Consider the following 23,624-nt stretch of genomic DNA (forward strand, 5'->3'; position numbering starts at 1 on the left):
GTTTGTTATGAAACAGAGCAAACACGTCAATGACCCGATGAGGATTGCCATGCAAGATCGCAGTGAACACGATACCGTTTCCTACACTATCGAAAACCGCGTGGCATGGGTCTCCTTCTCGCGGCCGGAAAAGCGCAATTGCATGAGCCCCAGGCTCAACCGGCGCATGGGCGAGGTTCTCAGGGAACTGGAGTTCCGGGATGACGTGGGCGTGCTGGTGCTTACCGGCGAAGGCACGTCCTGGTCTGCGGGAATGGACCTCAAGGAATATTTCCGCGAGAACGAGGAAAAGGGGCTTGGCGCCACGCGTGAGGCGCAGCGCGAGGCTTACAGCTGGTGGGAGCGCCTGCGCTGGTATGAGAAGCCGACCGTGGCGATGGTCAACGGCTGGTGCTTCGGCGGCGCCTATGGGCCGCTGTTCGGCTGCGACCTTGCGGTGGCGGCGGAAGATGCGCAGTTCGGCCTTTCGGAAATCAACTGGGGCATCCTGCCCGGCGGCGGGGCCAGCAAGATCATCACCGAACTGACCGGCTTCCGCAACGCCATGTATCACGCCATGATGGGCGAGAACGTGGACGGCAGGAAAGCGGCCGAATGGGGCCTCGTCAACGAAGCGGTTCCCGCCGACCGCCTCAAGGCCCGCGTTACCGAAATCGCGCAGGTCCTGCTCGGCAAGAACCCCGAGGCGCTGCGTGCCACCAAGTGGGCGATCCGCCGCGTGCGCGAAATGAGCTACGACAACGCGGAGGATTACCTGATCCGTGCGCAGGAAGCCGCCAACTACTTCGACGGCGAAGGGCGCAAGGAGGCGACGCGGCAGTTCATCGACGACAAGTCCTTCAAGCCCGGCCTCGGCGCCTACGACGTCAGCAAGAGGCGCTGACCGTCACTCCACGACGATCCGGGCGCGGGCGAGGTTCTGGATGCGCGCGAAGGCGGTCTGGCGATCGCCTTCGCGCTGGGACGCGGCGCGAAGCACGGCGAAGTAGGTGCCGGCCCGGTCGTAGACATGGGTGGCCGAAACGGTGGCTTTCGCCTTGTTGCCGGCGGGAAGCGTGGCGGGAGCCTCGAATGTGCCGTCGCCCTCGAAGTCCCACTCTGCCGAGACGACCGATCCGCTGCCGGGCGGGACTTCGATCGTGGCAGTGAGCCTGACGGGAGTGCCGGCCTTGATCCGGGCCAGTGCCCCGCCGTTCGCGGCAAGGGTGATGACGGGCTGGATGCCCTTGCGGGCCGCGGCGGACGCGGGCGTCACCACTTGTCCGTCCTCGATGTGATAGGAGGTGGAGGCGGGCGGGGCTTTGCCCTGTTCGACCCATGCGGCAAGATCGCGCAGGGCCTGTTGCAGCACGCCGATATAGGACACCACCCGCGAGGGATCGTCCTGACGGGTCTGGTCCCCGTGCAGTGCGCGGTCGGTGTACCAGATGCGGAAGCGTTCATCCGCTGCCGCGCCGGCGTATGCCTTCACGCGCGAGCGATACCAGTCCCCCTGCCAGGGCAGGGCTTCGCGGTCCCACAGGTTCTCCACCAGTATCACCTTGCCGTCGAACTTGCCGGACGGCACCGAGCCGGCGGCGTTCTTCGTGAACAGCGGGCCGAGCAGCATCGGGCGCTGGGCGTGGAGCGGCTTGCCCTGTGCATCGGTGAACTGCTTCCAGACCGGGTACTCCGCAAGGTCCGGCACCTGGTGGCTGTGATAGCTTTGCACCGCGAGGATGTCGCTGTTGTCCAGCCGCACCGGGTCGCCCGCCCTTATCGTCGCGAGCAGGCGCGGGTCGTTGATGCCGAGCATGGCCAGATCGCCGTGCACGTCGGAAAGAACCACCTTCTTGCCCGAAGCGAGAACGAGATCGGACAGCAGCAGGGCCTTCGAAGTGGAACTGTCGGCCAGCCGCACCGCGACCGGCATCTCGCCCGCCGAATGGAGCCCCATGGCCTGCCATGCCAGATCCGCCGTGCCCTTGGCGGTGCCGGGCGTATGGCCAGGGTCGATGTCGAGCGTCTTCGCCTTGTCCGCGCTGATGACTTCGACAACGCGGGTGGCGAGTTGCACCCGGTCCGCCTTGTAGAGTTCGGGGCTGTCGTGCCCCTCGTAGCCCGGCTTGGTCCAGAAATCGGTGAAATAGGAGGCATCTGCCATGCGGATGCCGCCGAACAGCAGGGCGAAGGCATGCGGTCCCATCGTGCGCCATGCGTACCATGACCTGGGCTGGAACCCCATGGCGGTTACTTCGCGCAAGGCTGCCTTCTGCTCGTCGTCCAGCCCGGAATAGGGATCTCCGCTGCCGCCCGCATCGAGCGCATCGACCACGCCGTCGAGCTTCTCGCCCAGGACGCGCATGGCCTTGAGGCGCACGGTGAACATGTTGGGGATCGCCATCGGCGAGCCGAGCACATAGGGCACCGCGCCGTCCCACACGCCCCGCGTGTTCTCCAGCGAGCCCAGCGTGCGATAGGCTCCGCCGCTGCCGCCATAGGCATAGCCGTAGATTTGCTTGCGCGCGCCGTAGACCTGCGCCGCCACGAAGCGCGAGAACCGGGCCGAGGCGGCATTCGCCCGGAAGGCGCCGATGGTCAGGTCACCACCGCCCATCGGGTCTGCCGCCTTGGCGCCGCCGCCGTTGGTTTCGATGAAGTAGGCCCCGCTCGTCATGGCGGCGCCGATGCGGTCTTCCTCGCCGGTCAGACCCTGGGAAAGGGTCTCGCTGTCGGGCACGGGGGTGATGTACTGGAAGAAACGCCCCTGCCATGACCTGGCCGCCGGGAAATAGAACGAGAAGCGCGTGTCGGTACCCTCGAACCCGCCATGGACGTAGCGATAGGCGGTGCCGTTGTTGGTGCGCGGTTCGTCCCGGTCGATGAAGGGGCGGGCAAAGAGAGCGTCCTCATCGCCGTACCCCTGCACGGAAAGACCGGCGGCGGCTGCCGCCACGGTGGGAGCTTCAGCCGATCCCGGCGCCGCAGCCGACAGGAACGTTGCCAGCACCACGGCGGACACCGCCCATTTCGCCGCGTTCTTCTGCAAGATCACCGTCCACATGCTCCCAAATGAGACCCGCCTCTGGTCCGGGCGGTCGGGAGGCGTTGTGGCACGGTCGATGGCGATATGCAGGCGTCTGCCTATCGCCCCACCGATTTCCGGTTGTCCGTTCAGCCGGCTGGTTCAGGCGCCGCGAGCAGGGCCAGAAGCGCGAAGCTCGCCAGCCAGTGCTCACCCATGTAGTCCCCCTCGACATGGGCCATTGCCGCTTCGAGATGCCGCTCGGCGGCGTCGACGGCGATGGCGCGGGCATTTCCCCCGCCTTCCCCGCCGCCGATGGCCGGGGCAAGCTGGCGCCAGGCCCAGGCGCGGCTGAGGTTCAGCCCGTCGAGATGGGCAATCTTGCCGTCGCTGCGATCGCTGACATGAGCCGGGCTGAAGAGGCTGGCCGGGCGGCGCTCGGCGATGTGGGGCAGGAACAGGGCGAACCAATCCGCAAAAGCGGCATCGCCGAGCGACCGCCGCATGAGCAGCGCCTCGCTGAGCGCGGAGGAGAGGAATTCGTCGCCGCCCGGCTCCCACGCCTGGCAGTCCTCGTCCTTGCCGAACCATGCCGCCGCCCTGGCGCGGATTTGTGCCGCGAGTTCGCCGTCGAAGGCGTCTGCCCACTCCAGTGCCAGCGTCAGGGCGAAGCTGCTGTTGAAGTGCGTGCCCGTGCGGATCGGATATGTCAGGATGCCGAGGTAGTGGCCCAGCCGGGCGGCAAAGGCGCGGGCCAGCGGTTCGAGGCGCGCGGCCCAGGGCCTGTCTGCGTGGCGCGAGGCTTCGAGATGAAGATAGAGCAGCCAGCCCCAGCCATAGGGCCGCTCGAACCCGCCGGCGTTGGGCCGGTCCAGATAGGCCAGTTCGGCGGCGAGCTTGTCCTCGGCAAAGGTCTCGTCCGCGCGTTCGCGCACCATGGCGGCTTCCGGAAGGTCGGCGTGAAGCCGCCGCAAGGTGAGAAGCGTCCACCAGCCGTGGACGCAGCTGTGCCAGTCGAAACTGCCGTGGAACGCGGGATGCAGCGCACGGGGCGGCAGCACGTCGGCATCGGTGTTCATCACGTGGTCGAGCTTGTGCGGATATTCCCGGCCGACATGGCCGAGGGCAATGCGCATGAAACGCGAGGCGGTTTCGGGCGTGAGGATCATAGCAGGAATCCGGCGATGTAGAGGATGAGGATGTTGCAGACGAGCAGGGGCAGGGCCGTGCCGACCTGACGGCGGATCACGCCGTATTCGTCCTTGAGTTCGAGCAGGGCGGCGGGGACCATGTTGAAGTTCGCCGCCATCGGGGTCAGCAGCGTGCCGCAGAATCCCGCCAGCATGCCGACCGCGCCGACCACCGCGGGATCGCCGCCATGCGCGCGGATCAGGATCGGCACGCCGATGGCGCTGGCCATGACAGGGAAGGCGGCAAAGGCATTGCCCATGATGATGGTGAACAGCGCCATGCCCAGCGCGAAAATCACCACCGCGAGGAAGACGTTGCCTTCCGGCAGCACCGCCAGGCTCATCGCGCCCACCGCGCTGCCGACACCGGCAGCCGTGAATACCGCGCCAAGCGCTGCCAGCATCTGCGGCAGCAGTGCGGCCCAGCCGATGGAGTCCATCAGGCGTCGGCCTTCCTCGACCGGCGCGGAAAGCGGGGGCTTGAGCCAGATCATCGTTGCTGCAAGAGCGATGGCGACGCCCGCGACGAGGAGTACCAGCGTCACCCAGCGCGGATCGATCAGCCCGGTCTTGCCGAGCGGAGAGTAGCTGAACAGCAGCGTTCCGGCGAAGGCGGTCACCGGGATCACCAGCGCGGGAAGGAACAGTTTCGAGCCGAGCTTCGCCGACCAGACTTCGCGTTCTCCGGCGGATGTCGTGTGCGGGCGGCCGTGGCCGAGGCAGCGAAATCCGGCGAGAGCGACCAGCAGCAGTACGAGGATGCCGTTGCCGAAGTCTCCCAGCAGGTCGCCGAACAGGAAGCTCACCGCGACAAGCCCCCAGAACGCGGCATTGCCCCAGCGCTTCGGATTGGCCTGATCGAAGGCGCTGGCGATGGCAAAGGCCGCGAAGACGAGCCCGGCGACGAAGTAGAGTTCTGCGATGCCGATCATGCCGCCGCGCTCCGGGCCTTGCGGCGCAGGCGGCGGGCGAACAGGCGGATGCGAAGGGCGTGGATCGCAAAGGCGCAGATCGCGGTCGGGATCGCCCAGAGCGAGAGATGGATCGGCGCCAGTTCGATGCCCTCGCCGCGCAGCACGCCCTGGATCAGCAGGATCGAGCCGATGGCGATGAAGATATCCTCGCCGAAGAACACGCCGACGTTGTCGGTTGCCGCGGCCATGGCCTTGACCTCTTCGAGATCGTCATCGGTAATGTCGGGGTTCTCCTTGCGCGCGGCGGCTTCGGCCATCGGTGCCAGCAGCGGGCGAACCGTTTGCGGATGTCCGGCCACGGAAACGAGGCCCAGCGCCGCAAGGCCCTGGCGGAAGGCGAGGTATCCGACCAGCAGCCGGCCCACGGTAGCCCCGCGCATGGATTCGATCAGGCCGCGTGCGCGCTGCTGCAATCCGAACCGTTCGAGCAGGCCGATCACCGGCAGCACGACGTAGACCACGGTGACGAAGCGATTGTCGTTGAAGCCCTTGCCCAGCAGCGAAACCACCGCGACGAGGTCCATCCCGCCGAGCAGTCCGGTGAGGATCGCCGCCACGGCCACCACGAGCAGCGGGTTGAACCGCATGGCGAAGCCGATCACCACGACGAGAATGCCGGCAAGCGGCCAGTAGTCGATCTGCCACTGCGGCATTTTTCATCAGATCCCACGTTTTCGAGTGCGATCGTAGAAGCTGCCTTTCGGCTGGAATGTCAATTTGTTGATGGCGGCCGAAGTACGGCGGGCTGCCCCAACTGGCCGGTGGTCAAGGAAAATTTCTCTGCGTGTCCGGGGATGGAGGATACATCGGCACGGCGATTTCCTGCGTGGTTGCCTCCTGGGGGCGGAGATGATCGGCGATGACATGTCCCTTGACCTGCGATGTAAAACTTTGATCCAGCAGCGTTCTTCGTGTTGGATTCTTGCGCGGGATGGCGGATTTCCGATCCTATTGTTCCGTAATGGGTCAGGAACTTAGCGCGACGTTTCGTTGCTTTATCTCGCTTCGGTGATATCGTCGAACAAAGGCACTCGAAAATATCGAGGCCGTGAGGGAGATGATGGGATGAAGAGGGCAACCGGCTAATCGAAACTTCGAAGGTCTGCGTATCTTGGCGTTGAACGAAAGCGTTCAGCGGGCGGCAGATCTTGTGCATTTTATCATGCACTGCGCGGAAAGGTTCTCGGATTCTACTGATGTCCCCGGAGCGGGGCAGCATGTCATCTGGAATAAAGAAAATAATTGAACAAAATGGGAGGATGATTTGAAGACCACTGCATATATGCTGCTTTGTTCGGCCGCCGCCGGTTCCGTATCGGTGCCGGCGTTCGCGCAGCAGGCCGAAACGGTCGTCGACAACGCGAACATCATCATCGTCCAGGCACGCCGCCGCGACGAAGACGTGCAGGACGTTCCGGCGGTGGTGGACACCGTCACTTCCGAGGATGTCGCCAAGCTGAACATCCGCGATTTCAAGGAAGTCCAGACGCTGGTTCCCGGCCTCCAGCTGGCGACCGAGACGAACGGCGTGGGCGGCAGCGCCAAGCTGCGCGGCGTCAACTTCGACATCAACGCCAGCGGCTTCAATTCCACGGTCGAATTCTACATGAACGACGCGCCGATCACGGCGGGCGTGGTGCTGCAGCAGATGTTCGATATCGGCCAGATCGAAGTCCTGCGCGGTCCGCAGGGCACGCTGCGCGGCCGCGCCTCGCCTTCCGGCTCGATCACCGTCACCACGCGCAAGCCTGACCTGTTCGCCTTCGGCGGCGCCGTGGACATGACCGCCAACACGATCGGCACGCTCAACTTCAAGGGCGCGTTCAACGTCCCGGTGATCGAGGGCATCGCCGCCATTCGCGTCGCGGGTGTCTGGGACGAAAACGAGGGCGATCGCGTTCGTCCCGTCGCGGGCGGCCGCGATCCGTTCGAACGGACCCGGGCCGGGCGCGTCAGCGGCATCATCCAGCCGACCGACTGGCTGAAGTTCGAAGGCGTCTACCAGCACATGGAGCGCAACGCCGTGGCCTGGGATCAGGTCGCGTCCTTCAGCGAGGCCAATCCCGACGCCGATCCCAGCCCGGTCTTCATCTCGACCAAGGACCGCCTGTCCAACCAGACGATCCCGCGCACCAACCATCAGGTCTACAACGTCTACAACTGGCGCGGAGAGGCGAGCCAGTGGGGCCAGGTGCTGATCTACCAGGGGCAGCATTACACGCAGCACGTCCTGTCCCGCACCACCCAGGACCCGGCGAACCTGTTCCCCGGCGGCGATGTTCGCCAGTTGACGGATTCCCGCACCAAGTCGACCTCGCACGAAGTTCGCCTGCAGAACGAGACGCGCCTGTTCGGCATGCTTGACTATGTGGTGGGCTTCTTCGACGCGAAGAACGATCCGCCGACCGATCTTCTGCGGCCTACTCCCGTCCGGCTTCCGCTGATCTTCGGCGGCGGGCTGGCCACCGTGGCGCAGACCCCTATCTCGCGCACGGGCACCTCGCACGAGCAGTCGCTCTTCGGCAACCTGACGGTCCATCTCGGCGAAGCGACCGAAGTTTCGGGCGGCGTCCGCCATATCGACTATACGTCGAACAACCAGCTTATCGTGGGCGGCCAGACGATCGCCGACGAGGGGCAGTCCGCCAAGAAGTGGATCTATTCGGCATCGGTGAAGCACAACTTCACGCGCGACCTGATGCTCTATGCCAGCACCGGCAGTTCGTGGCGCCCGGGCCTCAATGTCGTGGGGGACTTCAACATCACGCCTTCGGCGCTGGAGAAGAGCTTCCTCAACCTTCCGGCGGAAACCTCCAAGTCCTATGAAATCGGCTTGAAGAGCACCTTCCTCGATGGGCGGATGCGCTTCAACGTCTCCGGCTATCACCAGAAGTTCAAGAACTTCCCCTACCGCGTGCCCGGCAGCGGGGTCTACTATCTCAACCGCGTCGCCGATCGCGATTCTTCGGGTCAGGTCATCGGCACGCATCAGGAAGTGGCGCAGTTCAACTTCGTTGGCGCGGTCCCGGTCGAGGTCAACGGTGTCGAGGGCGATCTTTCCTTCGATATCTCGGATCGGTGGAACCTCGGCCTTGTGGCCAGCTACTCGCTCGGCAAGGTCAAGGACGGCACGATCGCCTGCAACGACCTCAACGGCGACGGGGTTCCCGATGTCGTGACGTCGGCGCCGACGGTGGGCGAATTGCAGGCCGCCGTCGGGGCTGACAACCTTGCGGCCTGCCAGGTCACGCAGCGTTCGGCGTTCCAGTCGCCGTTCTCCGCCACGCTCCAGAGCGAGTACCGCGTGCCGGTATCCGACCGGGTGGATGGCTATCTGCGCGGGCTGGTCTCCTACAATGGCAAGTCGCAGACCGATCCGACCAATATCTACGACGATGTGAGCGCCTATGCGCTGGTCAACCTCTATGCCGGTATCCGCGATCCGAACGGCGCCTGGGAGGTTTCGTTCTACGCCAAGAACCTGTTCGAGACGGAAAAGGCCCTGAGCCGGACCACGCCGCTCAGCACCAGCTACCGGCAGCTCGGCTTCGGCGGAATGGGGCCGAACGGACCGATCTTCACCGGGCCGACGGCGGAAACCTATACCAGCACCTACACGGGCGTGACGATGACCCCGCCGCGGGAATTCGGCATCAACGTGCGCTACGCATTCGGTTCAAGATAAGGCGCGGAAAGGAACGCGTCCCTCCGACTGGGGTGGATGGGCAACCATCCGCCCCGCTTTTTTATCTATCCTTACCGGGATCGGGCGGTTCGGTCCGGCACACGTCGGCCAGCATCCGGGCGAAAAGCCGCACATGTTCGACCGTGTACCCGGAGAGATTGCCCCTGATGAGGCGGTGCAGTTCCGAGCGGACTTCCACGCAGGCGCGGTCTCCTTCGGGTGTCAGGCTGAGTTCGCTGCGGCGGCGATCGTCCTTGCCCGGCACGGCTTCGATGAGCCCGGCTGCGGTGAGGCGGTTCAGTTCGGCCGTCACCAGGCTGCGGCCGACCCTCAGCAACGAGGCGAGGTCGAGCGGATAAGTGATGCCGCGTGAAATGGCGCTGAGGATATAGCATCCGCGGGGGCCAAGGTCGTACCGTGCCGTGACGCTCTGGGTGGCTGCTCCGATAGGGCGTCCTGCAAAGACGAGCCCCTCGATGACCGGGGCGATATCCACCCATTCGATCCCGCTGGGCAGATCGCCTTCTGCGGCATCATCCGCTTCCTGCTTCGAGAATGCCCGCCTGAGCAGTTCTTCCCGTGTCGTACTCGTCACAAACCGAAACCCTTGCTGGCCGACCAGGCGAGCAAGGTAGCAAGAGCGGCGGCAATGACAAAGGCCGTGGGGGACGCGGGCTGCATCGGCGTGGTTTCCCGGTCAAGAGACCGGTCCCGGCCGGTCACCATCGGCCCTACGAGATTGCGCCGGCGGAAGACGAGGTAGAACACGATCGCGATCAGGTGCAGCGCGATGAGGGCAAGCAGCACGTTGAAGCTCATGGCGTGGATTCCCGCCGCCATGCGGCCTTGGTCGAAGCTGACGAGGAAGGACAGCGGGCCGGATTCAAGCCCGTCCACATCGGTGGCGAAGAGCCCGCTGCCCACTTGCGTGCCCAGCAGGAGCAGCAGCGCGATGACGCTGTAGCCGCCGAGCGGGTTGTGGCCCGGTTCCTTCGCGTGCCGGCCGCGCAGGTATTCCGCGATGCGCAGCGGGGAACGGAGCAATCCTGCGAAACGTGCGGTGCTGGCGCCCACGAAACCCCAGATCAGGCGAAAGCCGAGCAGCCCCAGCAATGTGATCCCGGACAGAAAATGCCACTGCATCTCGCGGTTTTCCGCGCTCCACCAGGAGAACGCGAAAAGCGCGGCGAGCAGCCAGTGGAACAGGCGGGTGGGCAGGTCCCAGACCCGGACGCCGGGGCGGGCGCTCACTTCGCGGCCTTCGGTGCGAAGGAGTTGCAGACGGCGCCTGCGTTGACAGGGCCGCCCGACAGCATCTGGCAGGTTCCGCACCCCGGCGCGGCGGCCGTGAAGAAGGCGCAGCTTCCGCAGCGCCGGGCAGGGTCGGCCGATGCATCGAGATAGCCCAGCGCGCGGCGCCGGCTCTTCTGGCTGAAGGGCAGGGCGGCGGGATCGTAGCAGGAACCGGCCGGCGGCTGGGCCAGCGCTCCTCCCGATGCGACCAAACCTGCGGCGGCGAGCGAAGCGAAAGTCAGCGCTCGTCCGAGGAACTGTCTGCGCGAGGGGGTCATTGGCCGGGCTCCCGTGCGGCGGCGCTGCTCTGGATGACTTCGAGCGGATAGCCTTCCGGGTCTTGGAGCAGTAGCACCCGGTAGCCCTGCGCAGCCGCGCGCACAGGCTGGTGCGCGGTGCCGGAGGCGTCGAGCCGGCGGACCAGCGCATCCATGTCGCTCACCCGCAGCACGATGCGATCGAAGGCGTTCCCATGTGCAAGCCGTGCGGGCGCTTCCGGCGCGGTGTCATGCACGATGATGAGCCCGGCTTCGCCCGGGTCCGCCGAGAACCGCAGCATGTATTCGCGCCGGGTGCCGTGATCGAGCGTCATGCCGACCTTGAGCCCGAATGCGTTCTCGTAGAACGCCAGTTCGCGTTCGATCGCCACTGCGTTGAGGACCGTGCCCACCAGCCGCGCGGGGGGAAGGGCGGCAGGCTCGCCCGCCTGTGCGGCCTGAGCGGCGAGCAGGACCGAGGCCGCCAGCATGATCGACGCGCCCTTCATGCGACGATCTCGCCGATCGACTTGCCGGTCTCCATGCTCTTCGCCCCCCACTTGTCCACGGGCACCCCCATGACCTGCTGGAGCGTGAGGCCGACGCGGCTGACCGGAGAGCCGAGCCCGTCGACGTAGATCCCCGTACTGATACGACCGCCGCCGCTGCCCGCGGTCATCATCGGGATATTGTCGATGGTGTGGAACTTGGCGAACTCGGTTTCGGAATGGGCGAAGACCAATGTGTTGTCGAGCAGGGTGCGCGGCCCCTCCTGCACCTTGTCGAGCGCGGCAACGAAATAGGTCCAGGCCTCGAAGATCCGGCTCAGGAAGTAAGTGGCCTCGGGCTGGTAGCCCAGCCGGTTGTCGAGCGCTTCTTCATGGGTGAGCTGGTGATGCGTGATCGTGCTGCCGATTCGGGTCAGCGAGGAGGCGCCGTTGTTGAACATCATGTTGAATACGCGGGTCTGGTCGCAGGCGAGCGCCATGACCAGCAGGTCCGTCATCAGCGCGTGGTTGGTGACGACGTTCTCGATCTCGGCATTGACCGGGCGATCCTCGACCGGCTTGGGGACAAGGCACGCCTGTAGCGGTTCAGGCTTCTTCAGCTCCACTTCAAGCTGGTTCTCCAACTGCCGGACGGACGTGAAATATTGGTCCAGCTTCTGCCTGTCGGCGGCGCCCACTGCGCTTTCGAGCGACTGGCGCTGTTCGCTGACGGCCGAAAGCACGCTGCGGCGGGCCATGACTTCCGGATCGGGCGTGAAAGTCGCGCCGTTGGGGTCCTTGAAGCCGGTGCCGAAAAGACGGCGATAGAGCCCGGCTGCCGAGCCTTCCGAAGGGTTCAGGTTGCCGCCGCCGCGCCCGCTGAGCGAATTGCGCGGGTCGCCAGATGCGGAGGTTTCCAGGCTGCGGAAGCGGGTTCGCGTGCCGATCCTGTCGCCGATGGTCACGTCGAAACTTTCGCCCGGCAGGCCACCTTCCGCGGTGAGCGCGCGCCCGGTGCGGATCGCCGGGCCTCCGGAGGTGTGGGGAAGGTTCGGTGCGCCATCGAGCATGACGTTGAAATTTCCCAGGATATTGATCTTGTGCGCGTAGGGCTTGATGATCTCCAGCTCCGGCTTCAGGTCGTATCCCGGACCGGCGTTGTCGGGGAACCAGCGGGTGGGATTGACGCCGAGCCCCCAGAACCAGGTGCCGAAACGGACCGGAAGCGGCGCGCCGGTGGCGGCAAGCGCCTCGCCGTTGCCGTTCAGGAAGATATCGAGCAGGGGAACGCCCACGGTGATCGCCGCGCCGTTCATGATGCCCTTGAGCGCGGTGCGCCGAGACAGGTCGAATGCCATGGGTTGGTCCTCTCGCTAGCGTCTTGTCGCCACGTGAGTGGCCTCGGATTTCAGTGGATCGCCCGGAATTTCATAGGCCTGCGGCATCGTCGCGACCCGTTCGATCAGCTTGCGCAGGCGGTAGCCGTCCGCCGCGAAGCGGCTTTCCAGCGTTTCGACGAGCGCGCCATCCTCGCTGGGGCGGCCGGTTGCATATTCGAGCGCCCGCGAGGTGACGCACATCGTCGCGTCCTGGCTGGCCGCGATGGCCTTGCCCAGGCCGTCGGCACCGGAAAAGCTGGCCTCGTCGAACGAGCCGCCGACATCGATCGCCGCGTCATTCTCGCGGGTGCGGAAGGCGCCGATGCCGTCGAACCTCTCCAGCGGCAGGCCGATCGGATCGGTGATCTTGTGGCAACCTGCGCATACGGGGTCGGTGGTGTGGGCATCAAGGCGGATGCGGGCAGTGGGCATGGCCTTGTTGGTCACGTCCTGCACGGCGGTGAAGTTCACGTTGCCCGGCGGGTTCGGCACCGGCTGGCAGAGCAGCAACTCGCGTATCGCCCGGCCGCGCAAGGTCGGAGAACTGCGGCCGGAGTGCGAGTACATGGCGAGGAATCCGGCCAGTCCGAGCAGGCCCGAACGGTCCGAACCGGCCGAGAATTCATAGGGAACCCAGCCTTGCGACTTGCTCACCGGCACCTGGTAGAGCGCGCCCAGCGGTCGGTTCATCCATGTCTTTCGGGTGGTGAACAGTTCCCGGTAATCGCCGTCGCCATCGAGAAGCTGGGTGGTGATCGTGCGCAGCATCTGTTCGGGAAGCGCCTGAAGGACGTCCTGGTTGAAATAGGGGTAGATCACCGGGTCCTTGGCGAGTTCGTCGAACTTCTCGAACAGCAGCATGTCGGAAAAGAAGGCCCGAAGCCCCTGTTCGAAGCGGGGCGAGGCGACCATCGCCGTCACCACCTTTTCAAGCTGGGCCTGATCGGTCAGCCGCCCGCCCGCCGCATCGTCGAGCAAAGCGGCGTTGGGGCTGGAGTTCCACAACATGAAACTGAGGCGCGCGGCGCGCGAGGCGTTGTCGAGCCGCATTCCGCCAGCATGGTCCGGGTCGGGCTCCGCCGTCTCCACCACATAGAGGAACCACGGCGAGACCAGCATCGATCCGAGCGCAAGTTCAAGGCCCTTGGTGAAGGAGCGCGTAGGCGCAGCGCCTTCTCCGGCGATCTTCACGTAGAGCGCCTCTTCCTGCACGGTCAGCGGGCGCCGGAACAGCAGGCGCCCGATCGGCGCGAGAATGCGGCGCGCGCATTCGGGATCGGCCGCGGCCGGATCGGCGGGCGTGCAGGACATGAACTGGGCGCGGTGTGCCTCTTCGAAGACCTGCCGGGCGATATCGCGCGCCATGCCGTCCATCTGTTCTAGCCCGGCAGGCGTGATCGCCGCGCTGCGCGCGCCGCTGGCAATCAACTGGTGCGCAGGCCTGACGATCGGTTCGAACCGGCCGGCAACGCGGATGTCGCTGCCGAAGATGTCCGCGATCGTATTGCGGTACTGGGCCTCGGTCAGCCTGCGCATGCCAACGACCTGAGGGCCCTGCAACAGGGTCTGGGCGGCATTCGCTTCGGCCATGGCAGGCACGGATGTCGATGCCGTGCCTGCCAGCGAGACCACACCGGCAAGGGTGGCCGCGGCGATCGCCAGCGGCGCTATGCGAAAGAGGGTCACAGGGCATGGCTCCCGGCAGCAGGGGATGGCACGTCGTTCACGAAGGCGGGTACGGCGCGCAGGTCCATGGCGCTGGAGACGCCGGAGCACTTGCCCGTCTTCGGATCGCGAATGCCGTCGGCATATTTGCGGAGGGTCTTGAGCGTTCCCGCGCAATCGATGCCGGCGGCGAGCGCTGCGCCGGCACCCCCGATCGCAGGGCTCTGGATCACGTCGAACACCGGCCGGTATCCGCCGACCAGCCCGCGCAGCGACCCGTCGGGCTGGAAGACCAGGCGAAGCTTGGCATGGCGGAAATCGTAAACGGTGCGGGCGCCGCGAATATCGCGGGCGCCGCCCTGGCCCCAGGTCTGGGCCAGCCTGATGTCGCGCGGTTCGGTGGTCAGCACCCCGTTCTCTATGCGGCCGCGCAGGACGTTGCGGTGCCGGGGCGCCTTGTCGGAAACGGTGAAGCTGTAGCCGGGCAGGAAATTGCCGCGATTGTCGAGCTGGGGACGGTCCGACGTGTTGGCGTAGATCACTTCCACGTCCTCGTCATGCTCCAGACTGTCGACACCGCGCAGGAGGATCACCTGCGTCCATTCGCCGGAGGCATGGAACTGACGCATTCCGGTAAGCTGATCGCCGCCGATGCCGTCCTTCCCGCGCCATTCGAGGGTGCAGCCCATGACGCGGTATTCCTGGTTGTCGATGCCGGTTCGCCCGTCGGGAGCAGTGAACTCCTCGTGCGCGCAGCTTTCTCCGGGCGCGTCATTGTCCAGATCCACGCCGCCGGCATGGATGCTTTGCACGGTGCGTAGCAGCGGGCGGTCGAACTGGTCCGGTTGCGAACAGATGTTGGTGCCGCCGGGGCCGAACACCGTTGCCTGCCAGCGCCTGGTCAACTCCGGCTCGTTTTCCTTGCGTTCCAGCCGGGCATGTTCCTCGGGCGGGAGCGATTCCAGATAGGCTTCCCGGATCTTGGGGCTCACCCCGCTCGGGCAGGCGTCACTGCCCTGGATCACCGGCGGAACGAAGTCCTGCACCACGAAGCCCATTACGCCGCCCGGTGGGGGAGCTGGCAGGTTTGCCGGCACAGCCTCCGCCAGGGCCGGGCCTTGCAACATGCTGGCTGCGGCGATGCCGATCGCGGCGATGGAGGCCAGCGCTGCGGTACAGAGGAGCGGTGCGCGCCTTGACGTCGCATGTTTCATCGGTTCTCTCCGCTGCTGGTCTGCGGCCTCAGAATCCGGCCCCCGCGCGGGATGGCATGCGGATCGGATTCCTCGCTCACGAAAACCTGCTGACCCTTGAACGTCCATTCCGCGCGGTCGCCGGAAAGGCTGACCTTCCAGTCGCCCAAGCCGCCGCTGGCCATTGGCGCAGGAAGCGGGCGCCATGCGCAGGGCGCGGCGCAGTGCCCGGTGAACAGGACGTGGCCGTCCCGGTCCGTAAGGGCATAGGCGCCGCCGAAGTAGGCGGTGGCGACAAGGCCCGGCGCGGCGATGCGCGGTGGGGCCGGCACGAACTTGAGCGTGTTCCACGTCATGTCGTCCGGCGGCGGCGCGCTGCCGCCTGCCGCGCGCCGGGTGAAGACGAGATGCCACCCCTTGTAGACCCATTGCGGACCTGCGGCGCCCTCGATCACTGTCCAGTCGGGCGCCTTGCGGGGATCGGTGATCTGATCCTCGGCGGGGGGCATTTCTGCCGCTTTTTCGAAACCCATCGGATAGCGGATGTTCGGCTTGGTTCCCCGCGGCGCGAGCAGGGGTGCCCATTCGCGCGTGCAGTCCTGCGCGCAGAAGCGGGCGGGATCGGGTGCCCAGCGCAGGACGGTGCGCATGTCCATTCCATAAAGCGTATGGCCGCGGGCATCTGCATAGACACTGCCGTCCGCTGACTTATTAACCCGCACCCCCTTGGGCAAGGGCGTACCGTCCGCGGGAGCAATCGGAAGGTCGGCGGGCTGGGCATGAACTGTCGGCGCCGCGCCGAATGCAAGCAGCGCGATCGCGAGCCCGCAGGCGATGCGAGGCGCCATCTCAGCTCTCCGGCGCGCGGAAGCTGTCATGGCAGCCCTTGCACGTAGCTCCAAGTTTCTGTGCGCCCGTGCGTATTGCCGCGACGTCCTTCCCGGCGACCGCGCGCTGGAAATCGTCGGCAGCCTTGGCGAAAGCGTCCTGCGCGGTCCTGAATTTGGCGGGCTGAGCCCAGATCTCGCCCTTGGCGCGGGTTTTGGCGCCCGATTGCGGCCCGCTCCCGGCCGGAAACCATTCGTACTGGCCGCGAGAGGCATTGCGGATTTCCCGAGCGGATTGGGCGATCAGCACGGTCTGCACTTCGCCGCCTCGCAGGCCGTCGTTCACTGCCTTGAACGCCGCGCCGAGTTCCCGGTAACCTGCGATGCGCGAGCGGACCGTGTCGGCCGGTGCAGCCAGCAGCGGCGTGGCAACCGCCGCTGTCGCCAAAGCCACCGCGCCAATGCGCCATAGGGCGTTCATCGGAGTTTCTCCCAACTGTTTTCTGTTATGGAGAGAATATTGATTCAAAATTTGAACTAGTCAATCGCGACTTTGCGTAGTTTTTGCCCATGGTTCGAAAATGGCGGAAATGCGCCGTTCGGAGGAGGCTTAAACGGTGCAGGTCTACGGGCAGCGGGCGATCGGCCTTACCAGCGGGCGTGCCCGTCGATCAGCACGTCGATGATGAACTGTGCCTGCGCGCGGGCATCCGCCGCGGTGACCGGGCCGGTGGCGGCGCGGGTGTTCACCCAGCCGATTACCATCGCCATTATGGCCTGCGCGATGCGTTCCGGGGCCTTGGCCTCGATCCCCGAAGGCGGACCGTAGACGCGGATCTCCGCGACCAGATAAGCCACCATTTCGGTATATCCGAAGAAATCTGTGATCGATCCTTCGGATCTGCCGAAGGCATTCAGCGCCAGCCGCCTGAAGGCGCGCACTTCGGGTTTGGTGGTCCAGAGCAGCATCGTCGAGGTGTGCTGGATGAGACGCTGGCGCAGATCGTTGCCGAGACGTGCATTGTCGCGCGAGGTCACTTCGGACCAGGACGCCACCCGCGCGACGAGCACGGCGTTCAGAAGCGCCAGCTTGTCGGGGTAACGCTTGTAAAGCGTGGTCTTGGGGATCTGCGTGGCATGGGCCACCGCTTCCATCGAGGTGCCGTCAAAGCCCTCCTTGAGGAAGAGCGCGGTTGCGGTCTGGATGATCGCATCGGTGATCGCGGCGGACTGTTGGCGCGAGGGCCTGCCTCGGCCCGTAGGGCGGGCCTTTGAATCTTTAGCGCTCGCAGCGGCAGTGGAAGACATTTTTTCCGGGCCTGGGTTCTTTTATGATCGATACCACCTAAACCGGCATGCCGCGAGCGACATTCCGGTAATCTTCGGTTGAGGAGCATTGCCGGACGATCCTCCTTCGTTCAAGTCATGGGGAACGGATGGATTTTTGCGGTATGCCGCCGTTCGGTCCTCGGGCCGTGTTTTTATGCCGGAGATGAAACCAGCAGGCCTTCCGCAGGTTTTCCTGCGGATGCCGATTGGACATCGCGCGCCGACGACCCGACTTTACCTATCTCTCAGGACCGCCAGAGCCACGCCGCATGAACGAAGTTGCCGATCAAGAGTTGATGCGTCTGGCGGCTCTGGCCCGGTACGATGTGCTCGATAGCCCCCGCGAACAGGCGTTCGATGAAATGGCGTCCCTGGCGGCGGCGATCTGCGGGACGCCGATCGCGGTCGTCAATTTCATCGGCGATGGGCGCCAGTTCTTCAAGGCCGAGGTCGGGCTTGGGGTCCGGGAAACCCCGCTGGAAACCTCGTTCTGCGCCAAGGCCCTGCTGGAAGAGGACTTTCTCCTCGTTCCCGATGCGCGGCGAGACGCCAGGTTCGAGTGCAATCCCCTTGTCACCGGCGAGCCGCACTTGCGGTTCTATGCGGGCGCCCTGCTCAAGACCGGGGAGGGGTTGCCGATCGGAACGCTCTGCGTGCTCGACTATGAGCCCCGGGCGCTGGACGAGGTGCAGGAACAGGCACTGCGGGTGCTGGCAAGGCAAACGATGACCGCGCTGGAACTGCGCCGGGCCGCGATCGAGGCCGACGGCGAACGGGCGCGTCATCGCGCCATCGTCGACAGTGCGCGCGATTTCGGAATCGTCGTGACCGACCTTCAGGGCATGATCACCGACTGGAGCGCCGGGGCCGAGAGCCTGTTCGGCTGGTCCGAGAGGGAGATCGTGGGCCAGCCCATCGCGACTGTTTTCACGGATGAGGACCGCGAGGCCGGCGTGCCGGAGCGCGAGATGGCCGACGCGGCGACCAGGGGCGGCGGTTCGGACGAGCGCTGGCATCAAAGACGCGGCGGCGAACGTTTCTGGGGAAGCGGCGAGATGTCGCCCCTGCGCGATGAGGCCGGACGGCACATCGGCTATGTCAAGGTTCTGAGGGACCGGACCGAGGAGCACCTTGCCGCGCAGCATCTGGCTACCGCCGAGACGCGGTTGCGGCAGGCGCAGGAGGCAGGAGGCATCGGCCTCTTCACCGTCGAGATCGCCGAGGATGTGCTGATCCCCACGCCCGAGTTCTGCCGTCTCTATGGAATGCCGGTGCAGGACCGCTATCCCGCCTCGGTGATCGAGACGCGGATCGTGCCGCAAGACCGTCATCTCGCATCCACGGCCGCATCGCGCAGTCGCGGCGAGGCTTCGGGCGAAGTGGAGTACCGCGTGCGCGCGGCCGAAGGCGAGGATGTGCGCTGGATTGCCCGCAAGGGGGTCATGGAGTTCGATGATGCCGGTGTGCCGCTTCGCTTTGTGGGCGTGGCGCGCGATATTACCGCGAAGCGGCAGGCGATCGCTGCACTGGGACGCAGCGAGGACCGGTACCGCGCCCTGTTCGAAGCCATCGACGACGGTTTCTGCATCATCGAGTTCATCGACGGGCCCCATGGCCCGATGAGCGACTATGTCCATGTCGAGGCCAATCCCGGATACGAGCGCCACTCCGGCATTTCCGGCGTGGTGGGCATGACGCTTCGCGAAGTGGACCCGACCGGCGCGGACGGCTGGCTGGAGCTTTACGGCAGGGTGTTGGAGACCGGCGAGCCCGTGCGCTTCGAGCGATATTTCGCGGCGGCGGGGCGGCACATCGAAGTCTCGGCGGCGCGGGTCGAGCCGCCGGAACGCAAGCAGGTGTCCGTGCTGTTCCGCGATATCGAGGCACGCAGGCGGGCCGAGCAGGCCATGCGGGCCAGCGAGGCACTGGCCCGCGAGAACATCGAACGCGTGCAGCTTGCGCTGTCTGCGGGCGCGATCATCGGAACCTGGCTGTGGGACTTGCCCACCGACCGCTTCACGGTGGACGAACCTTTCGCCCGCGCGGTCGGTCTGGACCCGGAACTGGCGCGCGAAGGGCTCAGCCTCGATCAAGTGGCCGCTACCGTTCATCCTGACGACCGGGCCGGATTTGCCGAGGCCATCGGCGATGCGATCGCGCGTGGCGGCGGCTATGCGCATCAGTACCGCGTGCGGCGCAGCGATGGCCACTACTACTGGATCGAAGCGAACGGGCGGGTCGATCACGCGCCGGATGGCACGCCGCTGAGCTTCCCGGGGGTCCTGCTCGATGTGGATCAGCGCCGCGCCGTGGAGGAAGAGCGCGACCGGGCCGCAGCGGCGCTGCGCGCGTTGAACGAAACGCTTGAGCAGCGCGTCGCCGAGCGTTCGGCCGAACTGATGAAGGCGGAGGAACAACTGCGCCAGTCTCAGAAGATGGAGGCCGTTGGGCAACTCACGGGTGGCCTCGCCCATGATTTCAACAACCTGCTGGCCGGCGTTTCCGGCGGGCTGGAAATGGTCGGAATCCGCCTCAAGCAGGGGCGCCTTGCCGACGTGGACAAATATGTGGTGGCGGCGCAGGGCTCGGTGCGGCGTGCCGCCGCGCTCACGCACCGGCTGCTGGCCTTCTCCCGCCGCCAGACGCTCGACCCCCGGCCGACCAGCGTGAACGCCCTGGTCAGCGGACTGACCGATCTCATCCAGCGCACGGTCGGGCCGTCGATCGCGGTCGAAACGGTGGGGGCAGCCGGGCTGTGGCTGACGCTGGTAGACCCGAGCCAGCTCGAGAATGCGGTCCTGAACCTCTGCATCAATGCTCGCGATGCGATGCCGGATGGCGGCAGGATCACCATCGAGACGGCGAACAAGTGGCTCGACCGCAATGGCGCGCGCACGCATGACATGCCCGAAGGCCAGTATCTTTCGCTATGCGTCACGGACACCGGCACCGGCATGACGCCTGACGTGATCGCCAAGGCGTTCGATCCGTTTTTCACCACCAAGCCGATCGGGCAAGGCACCGGACTTGGTCTTTCGATGATCTATGGCTTCGCCAAGCAATCGGGCGGACAAGTGCGGATATACTCCGAGGTGGGAGAGGGAACCACCGTCTGCATCTATCTTCCCCGCCATTACGGTGATGCGGTGGAAGAGGGCGGCAGCGCTGTCGAATCCCCGCTGCCAGGCGCAGAGGCGGGCGAGACCGTGCTGCTCGTCGATGACGAGCCCAGCGTGCGGATGCTGATTACCGACGTGCTGGAAGACCTTGGCTATACCGTGATCGAGGCGGCGGACAGTGCCGCCGGTCTGAAGGTGCTCCAGTCCGATGTGCGGATCGACCTGCTGGTGAGCGACGTCGGCCTTCCGGGTGGGATGAACGGCCGTCAGATGGCGGACGCTGGCAGGGTGGTGCGCCCGGACCTGAAAGTGCTGTTCATCACCGGCTATGCGGAGAATTCCGTGATCGGCAACGGTTATCTCGAACCCGGGATGAGAGTGCTGACGAAGCCCTTCGCGGTCGAAACCCTCACCGCCCGCATCCGGGAACTCGTGGGGGGGTGAACGCCTGTCAGGCCGATGGATCGTCGCCGGGAAGGCGGCGGGGCTGCGGCGTACCGGTGGTGCGGGTCCAGTATTCGTCCGCCCGGCGCTCGAAGGTGGGGGCGCTACGGGCGTCGCTCTGATAGAATGCGCCTCTGGCGAGGCCCGGCGCATATTCCTGTTCGACCCAGCCCCTCGGGTCGTCATGCGGGAACCTGTAGCCGACATGGCCCAGGGCGGCGGCGCCCTTGTAATGGGCATCGCGCAGATGAAGGGGCACGCTTGCGGGCGGCTGCGAGCCGACGAAATGCAGAGCCTGCGATATTCCGCGCGTGACCGAGCCCGATTTCGGTGCGCGGGCGATGTGCAGCGCGGCATGGGCCAGGACGATCTGGGCTTCGGGATAGCCTATCTTTTCCACCGCCTGCGCTGCGGCAACGGCGGTCTGGAGGGCGGTATTGTCGGCCAGGCCGACGTCCTCGGACGCATGGATCATGATCCGCCGTGCGATGAAACGGGGATCCTCGCCGCCGTGGATCAGGCGCGCGAGCCAGTAGAGCGTGGCGTCGGGGTCCGAACCCCGCATCGATTTGATGAAGGCCGAAACGATGTCGTAATGGGCATCGCCGGAACGGTCGTGGTTGATCGGAGCGGAGACATAGGCTTCCGCCAGCATCTCGTCCGTGATCCGCAGCGGGCCATCCGCTTCGTGCCCCACCGCCAGGCTTTCGAGCGTCGTCAGCGCGCGGCGGGCATCGCCGCCGGAACGCCCGGCGACCATGCGGCGCTGCTCCGGCGTCATCGACACTTCGATGCCTTCACCCGCGAGATGGTCGATCCCGCGCTGGACCACCCGCTCCATCTCCTCGATGCTGAGCGGCTCCAGCTTGAGGATAGTCGAACGGGAAACCAGCGCCGGGGTGAGGACGTGATAGGGATTGCCGGTGGTGGCGCCGATGAAGTCGGCCACGCCGTCCTCGCAGAGTGCCAGCAGATCGTCCGCCTGCGTTGCCGAGAACCTCTGAACCTCGTCCACGAAGATCAGCACCGGCTTGATCCGCGCTTCGTCGGCGATCCGGCGCAAGTCGGAGACACCCGCGCGCGTGGCGTTGAGCGGGCGGAATTCCTTGCCCAGCATCGCGCCCACGGCCCGCGCGATCGAGGTCTTGCCGATGCCGGGCGGGCCATAGAGAATGACGCTGCCCAGCGATCGCGCCGCGATCCGGCGCCGCAGGATCGAACCGGGGCCGACAACCGCTCCCTGGCCGATCACCTCGTCAAGCGTCGCCGGTCGCAGCAGCGCTGCCAGCGGCACCCGGCCCGGGCGGGTTCCAGTATCGAACAGGTCGCTCATCATCCCTCGATCCGCCGGGTATTCGGCACATGCGCTAGCGGTTTCGCCTCATAGAGCGATGGCTGGCCATGGCAAGAATGGCGGGATGGCGCTTGAAACGAACCGCTCCTGTCCTGAAGAACCGGCCCCGTCGGGACAGCCTTCAGGCCTCGGCGCGTGCGATCAGCGCGTCGAGCGCGGAGCGGCCGTGGCGCAGTTCCTCGATGATTTTTCGCAGTTCCACCGGCGTGATCCGCGACCCGCCGTCACTGTCCACTGACTGGGCCTCGACGATTCGGTGCAGCGCCTCGACGATGGCGAGGACCGGGTCCATCTGCGGGCGGGCGGTGGCCAGCGGAACCGCCCGAACTTGCGCGAGCGAGAGGAAAGGGTCGATGGCGCCCGGGCCGAATTCGCGTTCGATCCGGGCCAGGATCAGCGGATCGAGGCTGGTGGCGCGGCTGCGCGCATTGCGGATCGTGCCGTTCGAGCAATCCAGACGGGTAGCCAGTTGGCCATCGGATAATTCCCCGGATTTCTGTATGTTGCGAATGATGAGGGCAATCGCCTGGCGATAATCCTCACTCGAAAGATGTGCGGAACGCCCTGCCGTCATGATGTATCCTTCCCTTCTCGCCTTGGGGTGGCTGGGCAACAGCTTGTGACGATGGATGCGAAACTGGCCAAGACTTTGTCGACAGAATCGCTATATGGCGAGGTGGATATGAAATTCAGCCGCCGAAACATGATCGTTGCAGCGACCGCGTTCGCAGCGACCTCCTCCTCTGCCGCCCGCGCCATTGCCACCGCGATTCCGGAAAGGCCGCGTGCCCCTTCGCTGGTGCTTCCGCGCCCGGGTTCCGTGGCCCCCGTCGCACCTGCGGCGCTTCCCGTGCCGCGTGGGCCCTATCAACCCGAAACGGTCGCAGCGCCGCTGTTCCATGCCGCCATGGCGGCGCTGAACCGGCATGGCGGGCGCGTGAAGGGAGACCGAATCGGCATCGTCGATTTCTCGGCATCGTCCTCGCAGCCGCGTCTCCATCTGGTTGACCTTGAAAACCGCAAGGTCACGTCGCTGCATGTCGCGCATGGCAGCGGGTCCGATCCCGCGCACACCGGCTGGCTCCAGCGTTTTTCGAACCGGCCCGGGTCAAACGCGAGCAGCGAAGGCGCGTTCCTCACTTCGGACTATTATTTTGGCGCGCACGGTCGTTCACAGCGGCTTGTCGGTCTTGATCCCACCAACAGCAATGCGCTCGAACGCGCGATCGTTGTCCATGGGGCCTGGTATGCCGAACCGAACATGATCGGTGCGCATGGCAAGCTCGGCCGTAGCCAGGGCTGCCTTGCGGTGGGGGACAGCCTGCTTAACCGCGCATTCGACCATCTCGGCGAAGGACGCCTGATCTACGCCGCCAAGCTCGGTTGATTTCCCCCAGGGGTAGCGCACCCCAAGGGAGTTCGG

The 23,624-nt window shown here is 65.7% G+C and carries 20 protein-coding genes; 4 read left to right on the plus strand and 16 right to left on the minus strand.

The window, feature by feature from the left end; translation table 11 throughout:
* Nucleotides 1-49 precede the first annotated feature (49 nt).
* Complete coding sequence (locus U9J33_RS22740) at nt 50-883, plus strand: p-hydroxycinnamoyl CoA hydratase/lyase (RefSeq protein ID WP_324699245.1); 834 nt, start codon at nt 50-52, stop codon at nt 881-883.
* A 3-nt stretch (nt 884-886) separates the two neighbouring features.
* Here U9J33_RS22740 and U9J33_RS22745 read toward each other — a convergent pair whose 3' ends face one another.
* The 4 genes from U9J33_RS22745 to U9J33_RS22760 all read right to left on the minus strand — a co-directional run bounded on the left by U9J33_RS22745 (nt 887) and on the right by U9J33_RS22760 (nt 5,821).
* The gene (locus U9J33_RS22745; protein ID WP_324699246.1) at nt 887-3,034 is read right to left on the minus strand and encodes a PKD domain-containing protein; all 2,148 of its coding nucleotides are present in this window, start codon (nt 3,032-3,034) and stop codon (nt 887-889) included.
* A gap of 119 nt (nt 3,035-3,153) precedes the next feature.
* Nucleotides 3,154-4,173 (minus strand): DUF2891 domain-containing protein, encoded by a 1,020-nt coding sequence (locus U9J33_RS22750; protein ID WP_324699247.1) that lies wholly within the window; start codon nt 4,171-4,173, stop codon nt 3,154-3,156.
* Nucleotides 4,170-5,126 carry a DUF979 domain-containing protein gene (locus tag U9J33_RS22755; protein ID WP_185999316.1) on the minus strand — a complete coding sequence of 319 codons (957 nt, stop codon included), beginning with the start codon at nt 5,124-5,126 and terminating at the stop codon, nt 4,170-4,172. Before U9J33_RS22755 ends, U9J33_RS22750 begins: the two co-directional genes overlap by 4 nt.
* Nucleotides 5,123-5,821: a DUF969 domain-containing protein gene (locus tag U9J33_RS22760; RefSeq protein ID WP_324699248.1), complete on the minus strand. Its 699-nt coding sequence runs from the start codon at nt 5,819-5,821 to the stop codon at nt 5,123-5,125. Before U9J33_RS22760 ends, U9J33_RS22755 begins: the two co-directional genes overlap by 4 nt.
* Before the next feature lie 611 nt (nt 5,822-6,432).
* Here U9J33_RS22760 and U9J33_RS22765 point away from each other — a divergent pair.
* Nucleotides 6,433-8,853 (plus strand): TonB-dependent receptor, encoded by a 2,421-nt coding sequence (locus U9J33_RS22765; protein WP_324699249.1) that lies wholly within the window; start codon nt 6,433-6,435, stop codon nt 8,851-8,853.
* Between the two features lie 61 nt (nt 8,854-8,914).
* On the opposite strand, the gene U9J33_RS22770 is transcribed toward U9J33_RS22765, so the two are convergent.
* The 10 genes from U9J33_RS22770 to U9J33_RS22815 form a co-directional block, all read right to left on the minus strand.
* Nucleotides 8,915-9,448: a MarR family winged helix-turn-helix transcriptional regulator gene (locus tag U9J33_RS22770; protein WP_185999318.1), complete on the minus strand. Its 534-nt coding sequence runs from the start codon at nt 9,446-9,448 to the stop codon at nt 8,915-8,917.
* A complete protein-coding gene (locus tag U9J33_RS22775; protein WP_324699250.1) occupies nt 9,445-10,104 on the minus strand; it encodes a cytochrome b/b6 domain-containing protein in 660 nt (219 codons plus the stop codon). Before U9J33_RS22775 ends, U9J33_RS22770 begins: the two co-directional genes overlap by 4 nt.
* Entirely contained in the window at nt 10,101-10,424 is a 324-nt protein-coding gene (locus tag U9J33_RS22780; protein ID WP_324699251.1) for a high-potential iron-sulfur protein, read from the minus strand. The genes U9J33_RS22775 and U9J33_RS22780 overlap by 4 nt, the downstream gene beginning before the upstream one ends.
* A complete protein-coding gene (locus U9J33_RS22785) occupies nt 10,421-10,912 on the minus strand; it encodes a VOC family protein (RefSeq protein WP_324699252.1) in 492 nt (163 codons plus the stop codon). Before U9J33_RS22785 ends, U9J33_RS22780 begins: the two co-directional genes overlap by 4 nt.
* The gene (locus U9J33_RS22790; RefSeq protein WP_324699253.1) at nt 10,909-12,249 is read right to left on the minus strand and encodes a DUF1552 domain-containing protein; all 1,341 of its coding nucleotides are present in this window, start codon (nt 12,247-12,249) and stop codon (nt 10,909-10,911) included. Before U9J33_RS22790 ends, U9J33_RS22785 begins: the two co-directional genes overlap by 4 nt.
* Before the next feature lie 15 nt (nt 12,250-12,264).
* Nucleotides 12,265-13,956 carry a DUF1588 domain-containing protein gene (locus tag U9J33_RS22795; RefSeq protein ID WP_324699254.1) on the minus strand — a complete coding sequence of 564 codons (1,692 nt, stop codon included), beginning with the start codon at nt 13,954-13,956 and terminating at the stop codon, nt 12,265-12,267.
* The gene (locus tag U9J33_RS22800; protein WP_324699256.1) at nt 13,953-15,149 is read right to left on the minus strand and encodes a hypothetical protein; all 1,197 of its coding nucleotides are present in this window, start codon (nt 15,147-15,149) and stop codon (nt 13,953-13,955) included. The genes U9J33_RS22795 and U9J33_RS22800 overlap by 4 nt, the downstream gene beginning before the upstream one ends.
* Nucleotides 15,146-15,976 carry a hypothetical protein gene (locus tag U9J33_RS22805; protein ID WP_324699257.1) on the minus strand — a complete coding sequence of 277 codons (831 nt, stop codon included), beginning with the start codon at nt 15,974-15,976 and terminating at the stop codon, nt 15,146-15,148. The genes U9J33_RS22800 and U9J33_RS22805 overlap by 4 nt, the downstream gene beginning before the upstream one ends.
* Nucleotide 15,977: 1 nt before the next feature.
* A complete protein-coding gene (locus U9J33_RS22810) occupies nt 15,978-16,436 on the minus strand; it encodes a cytochrome c (RefSeq protein ID WP_324699258.1) in 459 nt (152 codons plus the stop codon).
* Between the two features lie 167 nt (nt 16,437-16,603).
* Nucleotides 16,604-17,263, minus strand: coding sequence for a TetR/AcrR family transcriptional regulator (locus U9J33_RS22815; protein WP_054437360.1), 660 nt, complete (start codon nt 17,261-17,263; stop codon nt 16,604-16,606).
* A 746-nt stretch (nt 17,264-18,009) separates the two neighbouring features.
* Between U9J33_RS22815 and U9J33_RS22820 the strand changes: the two genes are divergently transcribed.
* Nucleotides 18,010-20,847: a PAS domain S-box protein gene (locus U9J33_RS22820; protein ID WP_324699972.1), complete on the plus strand. Its 2,838-nt coding sequence runs from the start codon at nt 18,010-18,012 to the stop codon at nt 20,845-20,847.
* Between the two features lie 7 nt (nt 20,848-20,854).
* On the opposite strand, the gene U9J33_RS22825 is transcribed toward U9J33_RS22820, so the two are convergent.
* Together U9J33_RS22825 and U9J33_RS22830 are read right to left on the minus strand one after the other, a co-directional pair.
* A complete protein-coding gene (locus U9J33_RS22825; RefSeq protein ID WP_420719923.1) occupies nt 20,855-22,180 on the minus strand; it encodes a replication-associated recombination protein A in 1,326 nt (441 codons plus the stop codon).
* A 142-nt stretch (nt 22,181-22,322) separates the two neighbouring features.
* Nucleotides 22,323-22,775, minus strand: a complete 453-nt coding sequence (locus U9J33_RS22830) for a hypothetical protein (RefSeq protein WP_054437358.1) — start codon at nt 22,773-22,775, stop codon at nt 22,323-22,325.
* Between the two features lie 129 nt (nt 22,776-22,904).
* Here U9J33_RS22830 and U9J33_RS22835 point away from each other — a divergent pair, with 129 nt between their 5' ends.
* Nucleotides 22,905-23,588, plus strand: a complete 684-nt coding sequence (locus U9J33_RS22835) for a murein L,D-transpeptidase catalytic domain family protein (RefSeq protein WP_324699261.1) — start codon at nt 22,905-22,907, stop codon at nt 23,586-23,588.
* Nucleotides 23,589-23,624: the final 36 nt, after the last annotated feature.

It is taken from the genome of Novosphingobium sp. RL4, from assembly GCF_035658495.1.
Taxonomy (GTDB): Bacteria; Pseudomonadota; Alphaproteobacteria; order Sphingomonadales; family Sphingomonadaceae; genus Novosphingobium.

Coding starts and splice junctions, on each gene's coding strand:
- U9J33_RS22740 (WP_324699245.1), top strand. CDS start 50: ATGCAAGATCGCAGTGAACACGATACCGTTTCCTACACTATCGAAAAC.
- U9J33_RS22750 (WP_324699247.1), bottom strand. CDS start 4,173: ATGATCCTCACGCCCGAAACCGCCTCGCGTTTCATGCGCATTGCCCTC.
- U9J33_RS22755 (WP_185999316.1), bottom strand. CDS start 5,126: ATGATCGGCATCGCAGAACTCTACTTCGTCGCCGGGCTCGTCTTCGCG.
- U9J33_RS22760 (WP_324699248.1), bottom strand. CDS start 5,821: ATGCCGCAGTGGCAGATCGACTACTGGCCGCTTGCCGGCATTCTCGTC.
- U9J33_RS22780 (WP_324699251.1), bottom strand. CDS start 10,424: ATGACCCCCTCGCGCAGACAGTTCCTCGGACGAGCGCTGACTTTCGCT.
- U9J33_RS22785 (WP_324699252.1), bottom strand. CDS start 10,912: ATGAAGGGCGCGTCGATCATGCTGGCGGCCTCGGTCCTGCTCGCCGCT.
- U9J33_RS22790 (WP_324699253.1), bottom strand. CDS start 12,249: ATGGCATTCGACCTGTCTCGGCGCACCGCGCTCAAGGGCATCATGAAC.
- U9J33_RS22800 (WP_324699256.1), bottom strand. CDS start 15,149: ATGAAACATGCGACGTCAAGGCGCGCACCGCTCCTCTGTACCGCAGCG.
- U9J33_RS22805 (WP_324699257.1), bottom strand. CDS start 15,976: ATGGCGCCTCGCATCGCCTGCGGGCTCGCGATCGCGCTGCTTGCATTC.
- U9J33_RS22810 (WP_324699258.1), bottom strand. CDS start 16,436: ATGAACGCCCTATGGCGCATTGGCGCGGTGGCTTTGGCGACAGCGGCG.
- U9J33_RS22815 (WP_054437360.1), bottom strand. CDS start 17,263: ATGTCTTCCACTGCCGCTGCGAGCGCTAAAGATTCAAAGGCCCGCCCT.
- U9J33_RS22820 (WP_324699972.1), top strand. CDS start 18,010: ATGACCGCGCTGGAACTGCGCCGGGCCGCGATCGAGGCCGACGGCGAA.
- U9J33_RS22825 (WP_420719923.1), bottom strand. CDS start 22,180: ATGAGCGACCTGTTCGATACTGGAACCCGCCCGGGCCGGGTGCCGCTG.
- U9J33_RS22830 (WP_054437358.1), bottom strand. CDS start 22,775: ATGACGGCAGGGCGTTCCGCACATCTTTCGAGTGAGGATTATCGCCAG.
- U9J33_RS22835 (WP_324699261.1), top strand. CDS start 22,905: ATGATCGTTGCAGCGACCGCGTTCGCAGCGACCTCCTCCTCTGCCGCC.